Source organism: Ancylomarina longa (assembly GCF_003996985.1).
In the GTDB taxonomy this organism is placed as follows: Bacteria; Bacteroidota; Bacteroidia; order Bacteroidales; family Marinifilaceae; genus Ancylomarina_A; species Ancylomarina_A longa.
The window spans coordinates 1-17,643 of sequence record NZ_RJJX01000002.1 but is presented as its reverse complement, the minus strand read 5'-3'; the positions used below and the strand labels follow the sequence as shown (position 1 = coordinate 17,643).

At 35.6% G+C, this 17,643-nt stretch carries 16 protein-coding genes; 8 read left to right on the top strand and 8 right to left on the bottom strand.

Going from position 1 to position 17,643, the window contains the following annotated elements; translation table 11 throughout:
• Positions 1 to 107: 107 nt before the first annotated feature.
• Positions 108 to 3,596: a PPi-type phosphoenolpyruvate carboxykinase family protein gene (locus DLK05_RS02225; protein WP_127342354.1), complete on the bottom strand. Its 3,489-nt coding sequence runs from the start codon at positions 3,594 to 3,596 to the stop codon at positions 108 to 110.
• Between the two features lie 387 nt (positions 3,597 to 3,983).
• Here DLK05_RS02225 and DLK05_RS02220 point away from each other — a divergent pair, with 387 nt between their 5' ends.
• Positions 3,984 to 4,907: a PfkB family carbohydrate kinase gene (locus DLK05_RS02220; protein ID WP_127342353.1), complete on the top strand. Its 924-nt coding sequence runs from the start codon at positions 3,984 to 3,986 to the stop codon at positions 4,905 to 4,907.
• Between the two features lie 182 nt (positions 4,908 to 5,089).
• Here the strand turns inward: DLK05_RS02220 and pdxH are convergent, their stop codons facing one another.
• The 3 genes from pdxH to DLK05_RS02205 all read right to left on the bottom strand — a co-directional run bounded on the left by pdxH (position 5,090) and on the right by DLK05_RS02205 (position 7,742).
• Positions 5,090 to 5,728, bottom strand: coding sequence for a pyridoxamine 5'-phosphate oxidase (gene pdxH, locus DLK05_RS02215; RefSeq protein WP_127342352.1), 639 nt, complete (start codon positions 5,726 to 5,728; stop codon positions 5,090 to 5,092).
• Positions 5,729 to 5,756: 28 nt separating this feature from the next.
• Positions 5,757 to 6,152 carry a DUF8840 domain-containing protein gene (locus DLK05_RS02210; protein WP_127342351.1) on the bottom strand — a complete coding sequence of 132 codons (396 nt, stop codon included), beginning with the start codon at positions 6,150 to 6,152 and terminating at the stop codon, positions 5,757 to 5,759.
• Positions 6,153 to 6,236: 84 nt separating this feature from the next.
• Positions 6,237 to 7,742 (bottom strand): cytochrome c3 family protein, encoded by a 1,506-nt coding sequence (locus DLK05_RS02205; protein ID WP_209319669.1) that lies wholly within the window; start codon positions 7,740 to 7,742, stop codon positions 6,237 to 6,239.
• 375 nt (positions 7,743 to 8,117) lie between these two features.
• Here DLK05_RS02205 and DLK05_RS02200 point away from each other — a divergent pair, with 375 nt between their 5' ends.
• Entirely contained in the window at positions 8,118 to 9,287 is a 1,170-nt protein-coding gene (locus DLK05_RS02200) for an adenylate kinase (protein WP_127342349.1), read from the top strand.
• Between the two features lie 570 nt (positions 9,288 to 9,857).
• Here the strand turns inward: DLK05_RS02200 and DLK05_RS02190 are convergent.
• The 4 genes from DLK05_RS02190 to DLK05_RS02175 form a co-directional block, all read right to left on the bottom strand.
• Positions 9,858 to 10,229, bottom strand: coding sequence for a DUF3795 domain-containing protein (locus DLK05_RS02190; protein WP_127342348.1), 372 nt, complete (start codon positions 10,227 to 10,229; stop codon positions 9,858 to 9,860).
• A gap of 173 nt (positions 10,230 to 10,402) precedes the next feature.
• Positions 10,403 to 10,618 carry a YgaP family membrane protein gene (locus tag DLK05_RS02185; RefSeq protein ID WP_127342347.1) on the bottom strand — a complete coding sequence of 72 codons (216 nt, stop codon included), beginning with the start codon at positions 10,616 to 10,618 and terminating at the stop codon, positions 10,403 to 10,405.
• A 14-nt stretch (positions 10,619 to 10,632) separates the two neighbouring features.
• Entirely contained in the window at positions 10,633 to 11,190 is a 558-nt protein-coding gene (locus tag DLK05_RS02180; RefSeq protein WP_127342346.1) for an SRPBCC family protein, read from the bottom strand.
• A 3-nt stretch (positions 11,191 to 11,193) separates the two neighbouring features.
• Positions 11,194 to 11,721, bottom strand: a complete 528-nt coding sequence (locus DLK05_RS02175) for an SRPBCC family protein (protein WP_127342345.1) — start codon at positions 11,719 to 11,721, stop codon at positions 11,194 to 11,196.
• A 332-nt stretch (positions 11,722 to 12,053) separates the two neighbouring features.
• Between DLK05_RS02175 and DLK05_RS02170 the strand changes: the two genes are divergently transcribed.
• From DLK05_RS02170 to DLK05_RS02145, 6 genes are all read left to right on the top strand, one after another.
• On the top strand, positions 12,054 to 12,245 hold the full coding sequence (locus DLK05_RS02170) for a cold-shock protein (protein ID WP_127342344.1): 192 nt from the start codon (positions 12,054 to 12,056) through the stop codon (positions 12,243 to 12,245).
• A gap of 175 nt (positions 12,246 to 12,420) precedes the next feature.
• Positions 12,421 to 12,837, top strand: a complete 417-nt coding sequence (locus tag DLK05_RS02165) for a PaaI family thioesterase (RefSeq protein WP_127342343.1) — start codon at positions 12,421 to 12,423, stop codon at positions 12,835 to 12,837.
• A 3-nt stretch (positions 12,838 to 12,840) separates the two neighbouring features.
• Positions 12,841 to 13,971 carry an isochorismate synthase gene (locus DLK05_RS02160; protein ID WP_127342342.1) on the top strand — a complete coding sequence of 377 codons (1,131 nt, stop codon included), beginning with the start codon at positions 12,841 to 12,843 and terminating at the stop codon, positions 13,969 to 13,971.
• A gap of 76 nt (positions 13,972 to 14,047) precedes the next feature.
• Positions 14,048 to 15,790 carry a 2-succinyl-5-enolpyruvyl-6-hydroxy-3-cyclohexene-1-carboxylic-acid synthase gene (gene menD / locus DLK05_RS02155; protein ID WP_127342341.1) on the top strand — a complete coding sequence of 581 codons (1,743 nt, stop codon included), beginning with the start codon at positions 14,048 to 14,050 and terminating at the stop codon, positions 15,788 to 15,790.
• Complete coding sequence (gene menB / locus DLK05_RS02150) at positions 15,787 to 16,611, top strand: 1,4-dihydroxy-2-naphthoyl-CoA synthase (protein ID WP_127342340.1); 825 nt, start codon at positions 15,787 to 15,789, stop codon at positions 16,609 to 16,611. Before menD ends, menB begins: the two co-directional genes overlap by 4 nt.
• A 57-nt stretch (positions 16,612 to 16,668) precedes the next feature.
• Positions 16,669 to 17,160 carry a GNAT family N-acetyltransferase gene (locus DLK05_RS02145; protein WP_127342339.1) on the top strand — a complete coding sequence of 164 codons (492 nt, stop codon included), beginning with the start codon at positions 16,669 to 16,671 and terminating at the stop codon, positions 17,158 to 17,160.
• Positions 17,161 to 17,643: the final 483 nt, after the last annotated feature.

Here is a 17,643-nt window from a genome sequence, read left to right as displayed (position 1 = left end):
TCTGAAAGATTCCTGTTAGGATACGTCTACTATCTTCTCATTTTGAAATGAAAAAGGGCAACCCAATATTTGAATTACCCTTTTAGCGTTTATTATCAAGGTTTATTTTAAGCCTTATGTAAAGGATCTGCACCAATGGTACCGACTAAACTTTGCAGGTATTCATTTGATTTTACTTTTTCCAAATCTTTTTTAGCTTTCTGGTACTTTTCCTGCAGATGGAGATCCTGATTCCAGTCTGCATTCATCTTGTTTGACATGAAAGCTTCCATATACTTTATCTGCTTTTCGTAGAATTGAATATCGATTTGTTGTTTACGCATCAACCGCTCCTGATACCACTTGGAATCAATCACCATTTCCCGATCGAACAGTTTCCTTAATTCTGGATCGCTAATATCTTTTCCTTCGTACTCGCCATATGCCATGATGTTCAAAAGCACCTTTAAAGGTGGAATTGCCGCATCAATACTACCATCCTTAAAGTAATTGATTGCAACTTTCTTTTGAGCTTCGCAAATGTTTTTGATACCATCAACATAGGCTTCCATATCCTGAATTTCAGGTTTTAGCATTCTTTCGCTAAATACATTCTGTGGCTCATCAAAAATTCGGTTCATGTATCGGAAAAGAAATCCTTCGGTGATTCTATATCCTAAACGACTGGCAGTAATTTTTTCGCCTTCACATTCAAAATCATTTAATTTTTCAAGTGATCCTTCTGCAATTAATCGTTTTGGATCTCTATTTTCCTCTTTTAATCTACACCAAAGTTCTGGTATCAGTAAGGATATATCATGATCAAAACGATTCTCAGTACCCACATGACCTGCTGCAGATGAAAACCCCTGATATCCGGTAAGAATAAAGGATAATAAGGCATTATTTATATCTGTAGTAGGAGATAGCATGTTGAATGGCCCTTTTGTTAAGGCACCTTCAGAACCGGCTCCTGTAGTAGAAGGAGATTTTCCTGTTAGACTACAAATGAAATCCATGAACAACTCAGGCAATTCCTGATAGTGAATTGGATTGTACACACTCAATGCGCGTATGCCACTTTCTTTTTCTGGCGGGTTATTTCTACGACCGGGAAGTACGGCATTTACAGGATAATGAACCGCTTGATCTAAAGGGATTTTTCTAGCTAATCGAATTCCGATTTCGGCCAAACGATCGTCAACAGGATTTACCAAATCCGGACGTATCTGCAAGTATCTCGGATTTTTAGAAGGTTCACCATTTACAATTCTGGTGTGCGATGGAGAAATAAAATAATTGGTTTTTTTACTACCGACTCCTTCCTTAATTAGATTTTGAATAGGTTTGGTGTACATATCGAAACCAATGGCATCTGCAATTAATTCTTCTCCATCTTCGCGGCTAAGTGGTTCGTAATTAGAAGTGAAATTATCTCTCATTGATAGATCTGCCTCTGCTTCCTTATCGTATCCTCTATTAACGGCCTCATCCGGACGTTGGAAGAAACGTTCTTCGCAGTTTGCAGTAATCTTAACACTTTTATTGTTGTAAGATGCATTCAAATATTGTAAGCGATTGCTAGGCATCACTACCGAAGCAGTAATATCGTCTTCCATTTGAATCTTGGCGGCCGCGATAAAATCCTGGCGAAGTTTATGCAAATACCAGGAATTATCGTTGGCAAAACCGACTCTTAAATAACTAGCTACAATTTTTCGATTATTGAAAAGTAATTCATGTCCCTTTCTTCCGTTTATCACGTCTACTGAAAAATTGTCTTTCCAATTACTATCTGTTCTCTCTGGTCTGTAAAACCTTTTCACATAAAGTACCAATGCCTTCACATGATCAGGTATTGAGTTAAGATAATTGTTGTATTCTTTGGTGTAATATTGAGATGGAGTTAATAGTTTTACCACTGATCCTAGCGAACGATCCGAGCTTAGTAAGGCTCTTGATGGACTTTTTCGGTTTGGATGATCTTTCCAACGCAAAGTATAGTCATGATTAATTACCTGATCAGCCAAATCAAAATCCTTCTCCATATCCTGCACGTAAAACGAGCTATAAATAATAGCATTTAGTAGTGATTTTGAGATTTCGGATTTACCACCACCAGAAACAGTGCATGGCTTATGACAAAATGTTCCTTCGGCAAATGTGCTAACTAAACGCCACGATGGTGCACTTGGATGTTTTTCCATATGCAATTTATAACCAGAAGGATGCACATAAAAGTGATCTGGCAATAATCGAATGCTTTGTTGCTTTCCATCTCTAATCCAGTTTATTTTGCTTTGATATAGATCAATATTTGCATTTTCATCAATATAGTAAATGTTGGAATTTACCTTATCTACAGCATATCCTTCAGGATAAACCTCAATAGTATTGCCAAATTGCTTGACTAATTCGTCAAAATGGTATTCTTTTTTCAACACATTTTTTGTGAAAAGAGCACCGTTAAAACTATCTCCTAAATTCTTGCGAGGAAATGCGATTGCTCCACCGGCATGCTCTTCTTCTGAGAGACCATATAAATTTGCAGAATAACTAATCTGAGTTTTTATTTCTTTCTTAGAATATCCGAAATAATTATCTGCAATTAAGGTGATTACCACTCCTTTTTCGCTTCTACAGGTAAGTTTAAAAGGCTGACCATCGTTATAAAGCTCATTCTCATTTTTCCAACATACACCGTCTGTTTTTTGACGATCGGTAGCTTCATCGTATCGAGGTAATCCTAATTCTTTTTTAGTGAGTTTTAACAATTGAGGTGCTAAAACAATACAACCGGTATGGCCGGTCCAATGCTCCAAATCTAAACCAGCATCATTGGCAGGGATGTTAGGGTCTCCTGCATTTCCAAATATAGACTCTACAAAATCAAGATTACTTACTAGACTACCCGGTGCAAAGAAGCGAACTTCCATTGTCTTCTCGCTGATAATTCCTTTTACTTCCGGGCAAACAATTGGTCTCATCAATAGGGAAACCATAATCTGCGCTTTGTTTTGCTGATTTGCAGTAAATGGCAATTCTTGAATTTCATTAGAAGGAGAAAATGCTGCTTCTAAGAATTTAGCGAATGCTTTTTTGGGTACCTCTATTTTGTCTAATGGAACTGGCAAACTGCCATCCACAATATGAAAAGAGCCTTTTGTAGTTCTTCTGTCGTGCTTTGGATTGTGTAGAACGCCTTGCTTTATTCTATACGAACTAAGATTTTCTGTAATGTGTTCGTCTTTATTAGGAGGTAAACTAAGTTCTCTGGCAATTCCTGCTTGATCAAGGATGAATGTAGAAGTTGGAATTTGAATTACTTTTTCACCAGTATCTTTTAAATAGTCATCAATGAAATTTTGAATACGAAGATCAGCAGGACATAGATGATCTGCTAACAACCTTGATTTAGCTCTATAATTTTTTATCAAACTATCGGTTAGCTGGATAAATTTATTGTCGGATAAGTGCTTCTTTTCCTTCAAGGATACATCCTCGTAAATAGGTTGCCCCATCGCTGCCAATTGCAGATTAATGTAACGAATCAAATCTTTGCGATTGTCTTTTTTCTGCTTCTGTGCCTTCTTGATTTTACCTGCTTTATTTTGCATATATCTCCAATTTATTTTAACTGAGGGAATGACGGTATCAAATTTACTTTAAATTTTTGCTGTTCAAAAATTCCTGTACAGCCTATTGTTGCTAAAATCCCTGCCATTTAACCATACAAACTTTAGTGCTTGAAAAGATGGTGAATCGAAAACGATTTAAGTATGAGAAATGATCGTTTATGCAGAATAATTATAAATTACAGATTTTAATCAAGAATATTAAATAACAAATACTTTTAATGTAGGAAAGGTGGTTTTAGTCCTTCTTGATTTAGAATTAATGAGTTTGTATTTCGCTATTTTTTAGAATTACCTTATTTCTAAAATTGAATTCGAGGAGAATGTGTATTTTCGCTACCATAAATATTTTTTAAAGGAAAGATTAGAATGCGAACGATTTATACTATTGGAGATTGTGTTTTAGATGTGTTTTTTGAGCAGGGTAAACCTTTCGAATCAAAACCTGGTGGTTCGTTTCTAAATGCATCTGTTTCTCTTGCAAGATTGGGCGCGCAAGTTTGCTTATTGAGCGAGTTGGGGACTGATAAAGTAGGGGAAAGCATCCTGCAATTCTTAATGAAGAACAAGGTTAATACGAAATATATCTCCCGCTTTTCGGATACGAATTCTAATTTAGCATTGGCATTTTTGGATGATAGTAGAAATGCTGATTATTCTTTTTACAAGACAAGAATAGGTTTAGATTCTATTATACAATTTCCCACTGAAGTGAAACCGAATGATATTATACTTTTTGGATCATTTCTGGCAATTAAAAAAGAATTTAGGAGTTCTCTGATTGCCTTTTTAAAATATTGTCGAAAACAGGATGCAATATTAATTTACGATCCCAATTTTAGATCACAGCATTTGCGTTTATTGAAAGAGGTATTGCCATACATTAAGGAAAACATGGCATTAGCAGATATTGTAAAAGCTTCTAATGAAGATTTTCAACTCATTTGTGGAGCAAAATCTGCGAGCAACGCCCATATTTGGATGGAGAATTTCTCAGATGCAATGTTGGTTTATACTGCGAATAAAAATGCGATTTCAGTTTGCAATCCTAATGAAATAAAAGTGGAAGTTCCGCAAATTACTCCTTTAAGTACAGTTGGTGCAGGTGATACATGTAATGCAGCAATAGCCTACTTCTTGATAAAAAACAGAATTGATTTGAACGAAATAAAAAATCTCAATTACAAGGAGATACAGGAGATGGTTCAAACAGCGATTACATTTTCCCAAAAAGTATGTATGAGTTTTGATAATTTTCTGGAAGAAGATTTTGCCAGAAATTTTCGTTTATAAAAAACACCCTTCCTGCGAAGAGTGTTTTTACTACATACAATTACTGAAAAATAAAATTCGCAGGACTTGCGAATCGACTTTTCACCTCTTAATTCTGATTTATGCGAAAAGGTGACCCTCGTATGTAAGAAATTTTTTAATTTTAGTATTAATATAACCTTTATGCAGATGAATCAATTATTTTATGGGGCAAGACACCTCAATTTCCATTGATTCTGACCGATAGTATATTCGATTCTATCATTTAATCTGTTTTCGCGACCTTGCCAAAATTCAAAAAGATCTGGTATTAATCTATATCCACCCCAAAAATCCGGACGCTTAAATTCATCGCCATTTTTGACTTTGAATTGATCTATTTTTTTAATTATACTTTTACGATCAGTAATTTCTTGACTTTGTGGGGATACTGCGGCGGCTATTCTACTGCCTATAGGCCGCTGATAAAAGTAGGCATCAGATAAATCAGATTCTAATTTTGCAATTTTTCCTTCAATTCGTATTTGTCTTTCCATTTCTGGCCAAAAAAATACAAGGGCACCGTAGGGATTGATTAAAAGTTCGTTTCCTTTCTTACTTTCGTAGTTAGTGAAAAAACAGAAACCATCCTCGTTAAAATCTTTTAGTAGAAGTATGCGCGCTGATGGCCTTCCATTGCTATTAGCAGTAGCTAAAGTCATTGCATTGACATCTGGAATATTTTCGTTTAAGGCTGCTTTAAACCAGATTTGGAATTGAATGAATGGATCGGGAGAAACATTAGATTTGCTTAATTCTTTGTTTCCGTATTCGTGTCGAATTCTGTTTAAATCATCTTTCATTATAATTATTTTGAATAAGGTGAGCGATTTAAATGCTTGGATCTTTCAAAATATTGGGTGCGATACTTAATCCAGTATAGTTAATATAGTAATGCCCATTTTTTTGCGGGAATTGCATTTCCTCTTTGTCTTCTGTATCTGCATTGGCAACACCAATATGAGCAAATAGAATTTTTGCCTTATGCTTGTCGGCGTGTTTTATTATCTCTTCCGCAGCGATGGGAGTTAGGGAGCCGACATCAGGGTAGGTGCTAGTTTTTACAACTATAAAATGTAACGTTCCATCTTTTTTGGCTAGAATTTGCGGGTTTTTTTCAAATTCCAAATTGACTGAAAGAATTTCAAATTCTTCCTTAATATGCTTATATACCCACTTGATTCCTAATTCGTGAAGTTCCTTTCCACTAAGTCTGTTCCTATTCATATTTGGATTTGTTCTATATCAGATGCGAAGATCTTTTATAATTAGAACAAATCCAAATAGAATTACCGTCTTTTATTATGCTGATCAAGGATAAAGATAAGCATGGCAATCAACACAGGAATAATCTTTCCACTGAGTTCCAATATCTACTGGATGTTTAAACTCAAGGCTTTTACCGGTAACTGCATATTGAAGAGAGTCTGTTCTTCCTTCCATAACAATAGAGTGACAAAGATTACAATCCTTGGAAATTACTCTTCCGTCACTTGTAGTATGGTTATCATCATGACAACGGAAACATCCTTGAGATTCCTTGTGTCCCTGATGATTTGGATAAGCATCCCAACGTGCATTCATCTTAGGAAATGTATTCTCGTGGTAGGCGAGCTTTATTCCTTCAATCGATTTTGCAATTTCCTTGTCAAAGCTCGTCAATACCTCTGGATGGTTTTCCTGATAAAAATCGGTTACTTTTTTCTGGATAAAATAATCAGCACTATCATTGGTGCTATATACATCCTTTAAGGCTTCCATTGATGCAAGCTTTATGTATGGAATTTTAACATCAACACTTTCATTAGAAATAGCATCATCAATATATTTTGGTGGAGACAGATATCTGTGTGAAGGTCGGTTATGACAATCCATACAGTCCATGGTGTGGGTTTTGCTATCTGCGAAAAATGCCGAATCAGGTGGCATCATTTGATCTTCAAATACGTGCTCTTCACCAGTTTTAATATTTGTGTATTTAACCCATTGGATAAACTCATTTTTATCATCAGTAGATTTAAATTCTACTTTTACATTTGGATTAATATGCCAGTGAATACCTTCTGTATAATGTTTGGATTCATGATCAGAACCTATGTTCATTACTTGTTTTATCTGCCATTCTGTATTTTTTTCATCCGTAAGATAGTGTCGGCGGGTATGCATACGTTTAGGATAGAATTTTTGAGGCCAATGACATTCTTCACAAGTTTCTCTTGCTGGTCGTAAATTTGCTACTGGGGTAGGAATTGGTTTAGGATAATTGTTGGTAGTAACTGCATAAACCTGATAAAGTCCACTTAATTTTGAACGCATATACCAGTCTGCTCCTTCGCCCACATGACATTCTACACAAGCAACTTTCGCATGTGCCGAATTTTGATAAGTAACATACTCCGGCTCCATTACATTATGGCATAATGTTCCACAAAACGGAACAGACTCGCTATATCTGAATGCCTCGTAAGAACCTATAGATGTGAAAAATAAAAAGAGGAAACTTACCACCACAAAAAGGGTAAATGCATTCCTGTGATGCTGATCGTTAAGATCGACCTTAGGCCATTTCTTACCCTCGATAAGGAATATCTGTTTATTTTTATTTCGAATTTGGATGAGCATTCCGATAGGAATTAATATCATTCCAAGCACCAATAAACTTGGTAAAACAATGTAAGTGATTAATCCCATATAGGAACTTCCTTGATTAAATATCACAGATATTACAAAGAAGAACACAATCAGGAAGAAAGTAAGGACTGCAATACTTGCTCCCAAAATGGAAGTCCAATTGTAAAATGATTTTGGCAATTTCATATAAATAGATTTTGGTTTTGCCGAAATTTAGATAAAAGATTGAAACAAGATCTTTTATCTTTCTTGTTTAAAAGCTTTCTTAGTTGTGTAAGTTGTATTTACATTTATAAATTAAAAATCAGGATGATTATGTAAGTATCAAAAAAAGAGACGTTAACAAAGATTAGGCTTGATTAAAAAGAAAATTATTTCCAAAAAATATCGATAATTATCGATATTTTTTCGATGAATTCGCATATGATAAAATCTAACGAATAATATTTGAAATTAATATCCCAAATCATCATAAAGCTTTCCTTTCTTGACCTTATGTGATAGAAGTATTACATTGTATAAATAAGATTACTCATTCAATTAATTGCTAAAATTTACTCTATGCTTAATATCGCTTTATTCGGACCTCCTGGTGCAGGAAAGGGAACGCAATCCGAATTTTTAGTTAAAAAATATAATTTGTTTTATATATCTACAGGAGATCTCCTGAGAAAGGAAATAGCCGCAAAAAGTAAATTGGGATTGGAAGCCAAAGAGATTATTGCCTCGGGGGGATTGGTGTCCGATGAAATTATCGTTCAAATTATTGAAAAAACGATTACTGAAAACCCGAATGCAAATGGTTTTCTATTTGATGGATTTCCAAGAACATATATTCAAATTTATATTCTGGAAGGTCTAATGATCAAGTTAAATACCTCCTTAAATTGTTTGATTGGTTTGGAGGTAGAGGAGCAAATTTCAGTTGCACGATTATTGAATCGAGGAAAAACATCAGAAAGATTAGATGATAATGAGATGGTAATTCGAAACCGCTTACGGGAATATCATGATAAAACCTTACCAGTTCTCCAATTTTACAAAGACAAAGGAATCTATTTTGATGTGAAAGGGAATCAATCCATTGATATGGTGAATCAGGATATTCAGCAAATCATCAAAGCAGAGTTGAATAAAAGCTTGTTTAATGTTGTCCTTTTCGGTTATCCTGGTTCTGGAAGAGGTACACAGGGTATTGCACTTGCAAGAAAATACGGACTGGAGTATGTTGCTACAGGACAGATGCTGGAGCAGGAGATAAAGAACAATTCGGATATTGGAAAACGAATTATCGAATTATATGAAAGTGGAGAATTAGTGCCAGATGAAATTGTAGTGCAGCTAATCGAAAATAAGATAGAAAGTTCAAATGGAGTGAAAGGATTTATTTTTAAAGGTTTTCCCAGAACATTGGTTCAATCTTATATACTCGATGGATTACTGAAAAAGCATACTTCTTCTATTTCTCAGGTTATTGATATTCAGGTTCCAACTCTGGAATTGATTAATCGTTTGGACGAAAGAAGTAAAACCGAGCGTTGTATGCCATACGATACGAGTACTTCTAAAATAGTGAAGCGATTACAGGAACATGAAAAGAAAACGGCTCCGGTTATTGAAAAATACAATCAAATGCATGCTGTAAAAAAAATAGATGGTGTGGGATCTGTTAAAGAGGTATTTGATAGAATAGCCATGGAAATTGAGAATAATGGACAGTATTTAGGATGATTACAGGAATATTTAGTGGGATTAAAAAAAGTGATGATGAAAAATGAATTTTGTGAGTGTTAAAGAAAGAATGACCATATCGTTTTTGTCTGTTCTGGTGCTTCGGATGTTGGGGAGCTTACAGATGTGGTTGCTAGAAAATTAAACCAGGAGGGAATTGCTACGATGGATTGTGGCAGAAAGCTAATGAATAAGTTAGGCTCGTCTGATTTTATTCACGTTCGATTATGCGATTTGGGATATTTAAAAGGAGCTACTGAACCTGATCATTATAAAATTGATGCAATCTTTGAAGTGGTGACAGTTTTGTTATAAATAATAGCTGAAAGAATACAGTCTCTGGAAGGATATGTTATTTCTATAGTTTTTGACTTTTGAAATAGAACAATTAATTCAGGATAAACACAACTTATGTGATCTTCAATTTCAAGGGCTTTTCAGAAGATTCGGCTTGCTTCATAATGCTGAAATTGCCCGAACTTACATTTTTAGATTAATATTAGGAAATGTACAGAGAGATATACCAATTTTTGAGAATAATATTATGAATATTAAAGAAAAAAAGCTGAATTAACCAGCTTTGTTATTACATCTTAAATCATCCAAATTAATTCGGGAAATTTTCTCATCGAGTGTTTGATAGAGTTCATTTAATTTGCTGCAAGGATAATCAGCACACTCAGCACAAGTCGTATATAATTTGAGTCTTGCACATGCTCTCACTTTGCACTCCACACAATGTCGGAATTTTTTTCCCCAGGGTTCTCGACATCCTTTGCATGTGATTTCACAGGCATCATAGCAGTTTTCCTTATCCGACCATAGTTTTGCAATACGTATTCTTACCTTTTCCTGCTGCTTTTGAGTGGCAACATAAGCCGGACAGGTGGAACAGTTAATTCCGCAATAGGCAATTCTCTCTTTTTCCTTAGCTCTCTTCATGTGAGTTTTTTTAAACCCTATTTAATGCTCTTTTGCCTTTTCGTAAAAGTAAGATTGATTAGCGATTTATATCTTTAAATATAGTGAAGATTTTTAGTCTTGTCAAGATGTTTTACAAAACAAAATCCCCAAAGAATTTCTCTTTGGGGATGCAATTTAATGGTATGATATTCTTATTGTTTTTGCTCTTTTACTTTACAGGTGTTCCAGCCAAATAGACCGTAGGGTGGACAACTACCAATAAGGCTTGTTAGAAGCATAATACATGCAAAAACCAATACAATAATACCTATGGTTCCTGTAATTACATCAGTAAAATAAAGGATTGCTAAGATAATTGCTACTACAGTTCTTAAAACACGGTCTAATATTCCCATATTCTTTTTCATGGTTTTGTTAATTTTTAATTAATACTTGAATTATTGATTAGAGTATCAATCTGAACATTTTGTTTTTCGGCAAATTGTTTGAATTGATTCAAATTTTTAGAATCCATATCCCGGAACATACTAGTGAAAAATGCAAATAAGGATTTAGCAAAAGGATTATTTCCCTGAACTGTGTAGTTTGCCAGGATTTGTGTTCCATCTTCGGTTTTAGTAAAGGTGAATTGATTTGTTTTATTCATCCAGCCGGCTTTAAACTCCATTTTTACCATTTCGTCTTTTTTATAACTGGTTAATGTTTCGTTTAATTCCATCAATTTACCTTCATTTTCGATCATCATTTTATAGGTGCTTCCTACTAAATCAGGAGTCTCCCGAATGATTTCAAAGCTTTTTACTTCGGGTATCCATTCTGAAATCCTTTTATGATCGTTGAATAGTTGAAACACTTCGTTCACGGGTTTCTTAATATTGGTTTCTGCTTTATATACTTGTTTTGGAGAGAAGAAGCCAATGGAAAGAAATCCTAAAACCAATAACAATATTACAATTCCTGTTACTTTTAGTGCTTTCATGTCTTATTTCTTTTCGATGTATGTTTTGAATTTAGACAATCCTTCTTCAAAATCTTTTCCTATGGCCTTGTCCATATCCATAAATACCATCATGATGGTCATTGGAAATTTATTCTCCCCTTTAAAACCCCAGGTTACTTCAGTACCTTCATTTATTTTTTTTAGTTTAAAAAACCCAACACTTGTTGATTTAAAAGGCTTTAGAAAACGAAGTTCTGTTTCAATATAATCATTTGGTTCAATCTTCTTGATTTCCTGTTCTCCTTCTCCAACTTCTTTGTTGCCCACCCATTTCGTTATGGAACCGATTTCTCCATCGATACCGTTGTATTCGACCTTCATTTTTGGGTCGCGAACTGCCCAAGGAGACCATATTTGCTGTTCCTTCAAGGAACAGAGACTCTTAAAAACAGTATCGATATTTTCTGATATAACAATTTTTCTATCTATTTGATAGTTTTTTGGTGCTATCAAATGAAGAATAGCAACTAAGAGAATAATTCCTCCCAGAATAAATAGTAAGATTTTCATAGTATTAAATTTAGTTTATGAATACCTGTCCTTTGACCAGAATTTCAGGCTAAGTGCAATAAATGTGATACCTTAAAGATAGTGAAAAATCAATTTTATCAAATTGAATGAAAGAGGAGTAGGGATATAAGGATAAAAAATCAAGCTTATTGTCAACTCTAATCAAGATGAAATTATAGTCTATAAAGCAAGGATTATCACTCAAAAGTTTAAGCTGCAGAGAATAGGCATTTTATTTTATTTTTTTAAAATTGAAAATAATCTGAGATTTGTTTACTTATTAAATCTAATTCCGTACATTTATTCCGTAATAATTTTTAAATTTTTTAGTAATGCCTACAGGTACAGTAAAATTTTTCAATGAGTCCAAAGGATTTGGATTTATCGTAAACAACGAGACAAAAGAAGAAATCTTCGTTCATGTAACAGGATTAATCGACAAAATCGATGAAGGTGACATTGTAACATACGATGTTACTGAAGGAAAAAAAGGATTAAATGCCGTTAATGTTAAAGTTGACTAATTTTTAATAAAATATTTTTCCTTTGTAAAGCTCAATTTTTAATTGAGCTTTTTTTGTGTCCTGTATTTTCTTGGGTTGAATCAAAATCTTTAAAATTGCATTTTAATTTTTCTTTTCCAATTGATTCAAACTCATCCTACCACTTCTATTTTCCAGATTATATTATTTTTGTAAAATGATTGATGAAAAAAGTACACTTGATCGTCTAAACGAGATGTGCTCCGAAACATTAATGGAGCATTTAGGAATAAAATATACCGATGTAGGAGAAGATTATTTGGTTGCGGAAATGGAAGTGAGCAGTATTCATTGGCAACCCATGAAAATTCTTCATGGTGGTGCGATTTTAGCACTGGTTGAATCTGTTGGGAGTACCTTATCCGTAATTCATATTGATATGGAAAAATATGATGTGAAGGGAATGGAAATTAATGCCAATCATATACGTAGTATGCGAAAAGGCAAAATATTTGCTAAAGCACAATTTATTCATAAAGGACGGATGACTCATATTGTGGAGGTGAAAGTGACGAATGAACAAGAGAAATTGATTTCGGTTTGTAGAATAAGTAATGTGATTATTAAGAAATAAAAAATGGATAGTGAAGCTGTTTATAAGGAAGAACTTGTAATATTTCTTAGTAAATGTTTGTCTCAGAACCGTCCGTTTTATGCCTTTCAATTACCCGAATCCGAAGAAATAAAAATTGGAACACAAAAAGAAACTAAGTTAGTTTCCTATCAACATCTATTTGAATTAGGAGGAAAGGCCGGGTTTGTGTTTGCTCCCTTTCATCAAGATGAAAAGCATTTATCATGGTTTATTAGAAGTGATATTTTTTTAAGCGAAAAGGATATTACTAAGGACAGCTTGCAGGTATTGGATGCGCTCGAATATAACTCTGAAAGGAGAGATTTGAATTCAGAAACTCATGTAAGTAGTCAGGAGGAATATTTTGAGCAGATAAAGTTTATGATCGCTGATTTGCAACAGAAAAAACTGGATAAAGTGATTCTATCCAGAATTCAAACTATAGATGACTCGGGTAAAACGAATGCTGTTGATTCCTTTCTAAAACTCAGTAGGGTTTATCCTTCTGCCTTTGTCTTTTTCGTGGTGATTCCTTCTGCTGGTACGTGGATTGGTGCAAGTCCGGAAACATTGCTTATTGCAGATGATTCAGGTGTTAAAACCATGGCATTAGCCGGTACTCAAAGCTTGGGTGATAGAAAGATGGAGGATATCCAGTGGGCTCGCAAAGAGATAGAAGAGCAAGCATATGTTAGTAAGTATATCGAGCAGATTTTATCTAAACATGAACTGAATTCTTTTATCCGTAAGGGACCTGAAACTGTAAGAGCAGCGAATATTGTCCATCTCCAAACCAGCTATCAGCTATCTGTAGTACCCGACTTTCAGAAATTGGCGGCACTTGTTGAAGATTTGCATCCGACACCGGCGGTTTGTGGATTGCCGATATTGCAAGCACAGAAATTAATTCGGAAGCAGGAAAATCATGACAGGGAATATTATGCTGGTTATTTGGGGCCGATAGCTGCCAATGGATCACTTTCCTTATTTGTGAATCTTCGCAGCATGAAAGTATTGAAAGATAAAATGGCCTTGTTTGTAGGTGGTGGTATTACTGCCGACTCCATTCCTGAAAAGGAGTGGGAGGAGACCTGCCTGAAAGCACAAACATTACTGAATGTAATTAGGAAATAGTCTTGTCCAAGAAATTATTTTAATTTTGGGAGACCTGACAGGTTATTGAAATATGTAAGTTCTGACACATGAAATTATGGATACAGAATTGACTTCTACCTACGAAAATAAAACAAAATCAATGGAGCGTAAATATTCAGATATCAAAGGAGTAAAAGAATTGGTTGATATCTGCTGGGCAAAGGGAATGGAATTTGTAATTGTTTCTCCCGGCTCACGAAATGCACCACTTAGTATTTCCTTTGCCAGAGATCAGCGAATAAAAAGTCTGGTAGTGGTGGATGAGAGAAGTGCTGGTTACTTTGCCCTAGGAATAGCACAACAAACCCGCAAACCTGTTGGCTTGATTTGTACTTCGGGAACGGCTTTTCTGAATTATGGACCAGCGGTTGCAGAGGCTTTTTATCAACGATTGCCTTTGGTTGTAATTTCAGCTGATCGTCCTATCGAGTGGATTGGGCAGGACGATAGTCAGGCATTACCACAAGTGGATGCTTTTGCCCGATTTGTGAAAGGCAGCTATCAACTTCCTTTAGATGCGAATAATCCCGACGATTGCTGGTATCTGAACCGCATGGCGAACGAAGCACTGACTAAAGCACAAAGTGGCAGAATGGGTCCTGTTCATATTAATTTCCCACTTCGTGAACCCTTGTACGGAGTCCGAAAATATCCGGATACCAACGAACGTGTGATTCAAAAAATAGAAGCTGTTGATGCCATAAGTGTTGCAAGTATAGAGAAGCTGGCAGCAGTTTTTAATTCCAATACCAAAGTGCTGATTTTGGTTGGGCTGTTACATCCGCAAAGCGAATTAAATCAACTTTTGACTTTGTTGGCTAAGAAGGAGCATATTGTGGTGATGACCGAATCGGTTGCCAATCTTCACGACCAGCAGTTTTTTCCTTGTATCGATCGCGTGGTTTGTTCGATTAGCAAGGAGGAAATGGAAGCCTTTAAACCCGATTTGCTAATCAATTTTGGAGGTCCGCTTGTTTCTAAAATGATCAAGTCCTTTTTAAGAGATGCAAATCCTCGGGAACATTGGTTTGTGGGTAAGGAAGATCATTTCATTGATACTTTTAAACAGCTTACTACACATATTGATATATCGCCTTTGGCATTCTTTAAGCAGTTATCGCCTTTATTGGAAGATATAGAAAGCACTTATGCTGCTATTTGGAAAGAGCGGGACCGTAAAGTTTCGGCCATTCATCAGGATTATTTGAAAGACCTGAAATGGAGCGATATGAAAGCTTTCGAGAAAATATTACCTGCAATTCCTGATGGGGCAAATCTGCAGTTGGCAAATAGCTCGGTGGTACGATATGCGCAATTATTTAAAACATCCGATAAGCTAAGCTATAACTCGAACCGGGGAACCAGCGGTATTGATGGTTGTACTTCCACGGCTGCCGGGGCTGCTTTTGTAAATGGAAAAATAACTACGCTGATTACTGGTGATATCAGCTTTTTTTACGATTCGAACGGACTGTGGAATAAATATCTGCAAGCAAATTTGAAAATCATTCTCATCAACAACGGAGGGGGAGGTATCTTTCGGTTTATATCCGGTCCGTCAGGAGTGGAGGAACTGGAAGAATATTTTGAGGCGGTGCAGAATTATCGTGCCGATAAATTGGCAGAAACTTACGGATTGAATTATTTCTTTGCCGAAGATGAAAAAAGTTTAGTGGAAATATTACCACAATTTTATAAGGAAACACAACGAGCCGCTATCTTGGAAATCAAAACGCCAAGAACGGTGAACGATCAAGTATTAATCAATTATTTTAACACTATAAAAACGAAGGTATGACAAGTAGAAACTGGACTACCATTAAAGAATACGAAGACATTAAGTTTGATTTTTTTGAAGGAATTGCAAAAATCACAATCAATCGTCCGGAGGTATATAACGCATTTCGTCCGCAAACCAATTTCGACATGCTGGATGCAATGGATATCTGTCGCGAGCGCAGTGATATTGGTGTTGTTGTTTTTACAGGAACAGGCGATAAAGCTTTTTGTTCGGGAGGAGATCAGAATGTGAAAGGAGTAGGGGGATACATCGACAAAAGTGGTGTTCCTCGTCTGAATGTGCTCGATTTACACAAAGCAATTCGCTCGCTTCCTAAGCCTGTTATCGCTATGGTGAATGGTTATGCTATTGGTGGCGGACATGTGTTGCATGTGGTTTGTGATCTCACGATTGCTTCGGATAATGCTAAATTCGGTCAGACTGGTCCTAAGGTTGGAAGTTTTGATGCTGGCTTTGGTTCTTCCTATCTGGCTCGTCAGGTTGGTCAGAAGAAAGCACGCGAAATCTGGTTCCTCTGCAAGCAATATACAGCTAAAGAGGCCGAGGATATGGGTATGGTAAACAAAGTCGTGCCTTTGGAGCAATTGGAAGACGAAACTGTGGAATGGTGTAAAACTATCATGATGCGCAGTCCGATGGCAATTAGAATGATTAAGCGAGGTTTGAATGCCGAACTAGACGGACAACGCGGCTTGATGGAGTTTGCCGGTGATGCTACCCTGATGTTTTACCTGATGGAAGAAGCACAAGAGGGAAAACATGCATTTTTGGAAAAACGTGATCCTGATTTTCAGAAATTCCCCAAATTCCCGGGATAGATATTTGAACAACCAACCTGACAGGATTCAAAAACCTGTCAGGTTTTTAATTAAAAAATGAAAATACGCCCAGCCACCATATCCGATCTACCCGCCATTAACGAAATCTACAATCAGGCTGTACGCAAGAAATATTGCACTGCCGATTTAGATGAAATTAGCATGGCAGAACGCCAGCGATGGTTCGATTCTCATGATTCCAATCATTATCCTGTTTTTGTGGTGGAAGAAAATAATGCTGTGATTGGCTGGCTTTGTTATAGTGCCTATCGCCCGGGACGAAGAGCATTGAAATCATCTGCCGAAGTGAGTTATTATCTCCATCAAGATCATCTTAGAAAAGGAATCGGCTCCCGACTGATGGAATTTGCCCTTGCCAATGCATCTCCATATCATTTTAAAAATCTATTCGCAATCCTACTGGAACGAAATACTGCCAGTATCCGATTACTGGAGAAATTCGGTTTCGAACGTTGGGCAACTCTGCCTAATATCGCCAATATCGATGGAGAATGGTGTAGCCATGTTTATTATGGAAGGGAAATATAGTAGGACTCGCTTAGCATCTTTGAGATGCTTAGCGAATTAACACGTTTTTGTTTTAAGATATTAGTTGTATTTAATATCCTATTTCGATAATTCTGTAATTACTTTTCTTAACCTATTAATTTCTAAACCACTTACAATTAGGTTGGCGAATAAGCCAGTCATCAGTATGGAGTTTCCAAATGGATGATGCAAACATTAAATATTGCTCCAACCATAACGGTCAATAAGGACATCATTAAAAAGATTATGTATTAGTTTGCTAATTATCTTTTTATTCATAATGTTATTGATTAATTGTTTATTGCTTTAGTCTATTTCGTTAATGATAGTTTAGGAATCAATAGCGTCCTAAACGATTAAAAAGAGAGAAAGAATTTAAGTATCTCAAATTATCTTTGAGTTGCACAACAAAAAAAACTTTCTCTCATGACAAATTTAAATTTATTCTCTCAAATCATATCCAAATTGGATAGAACTTGTTTT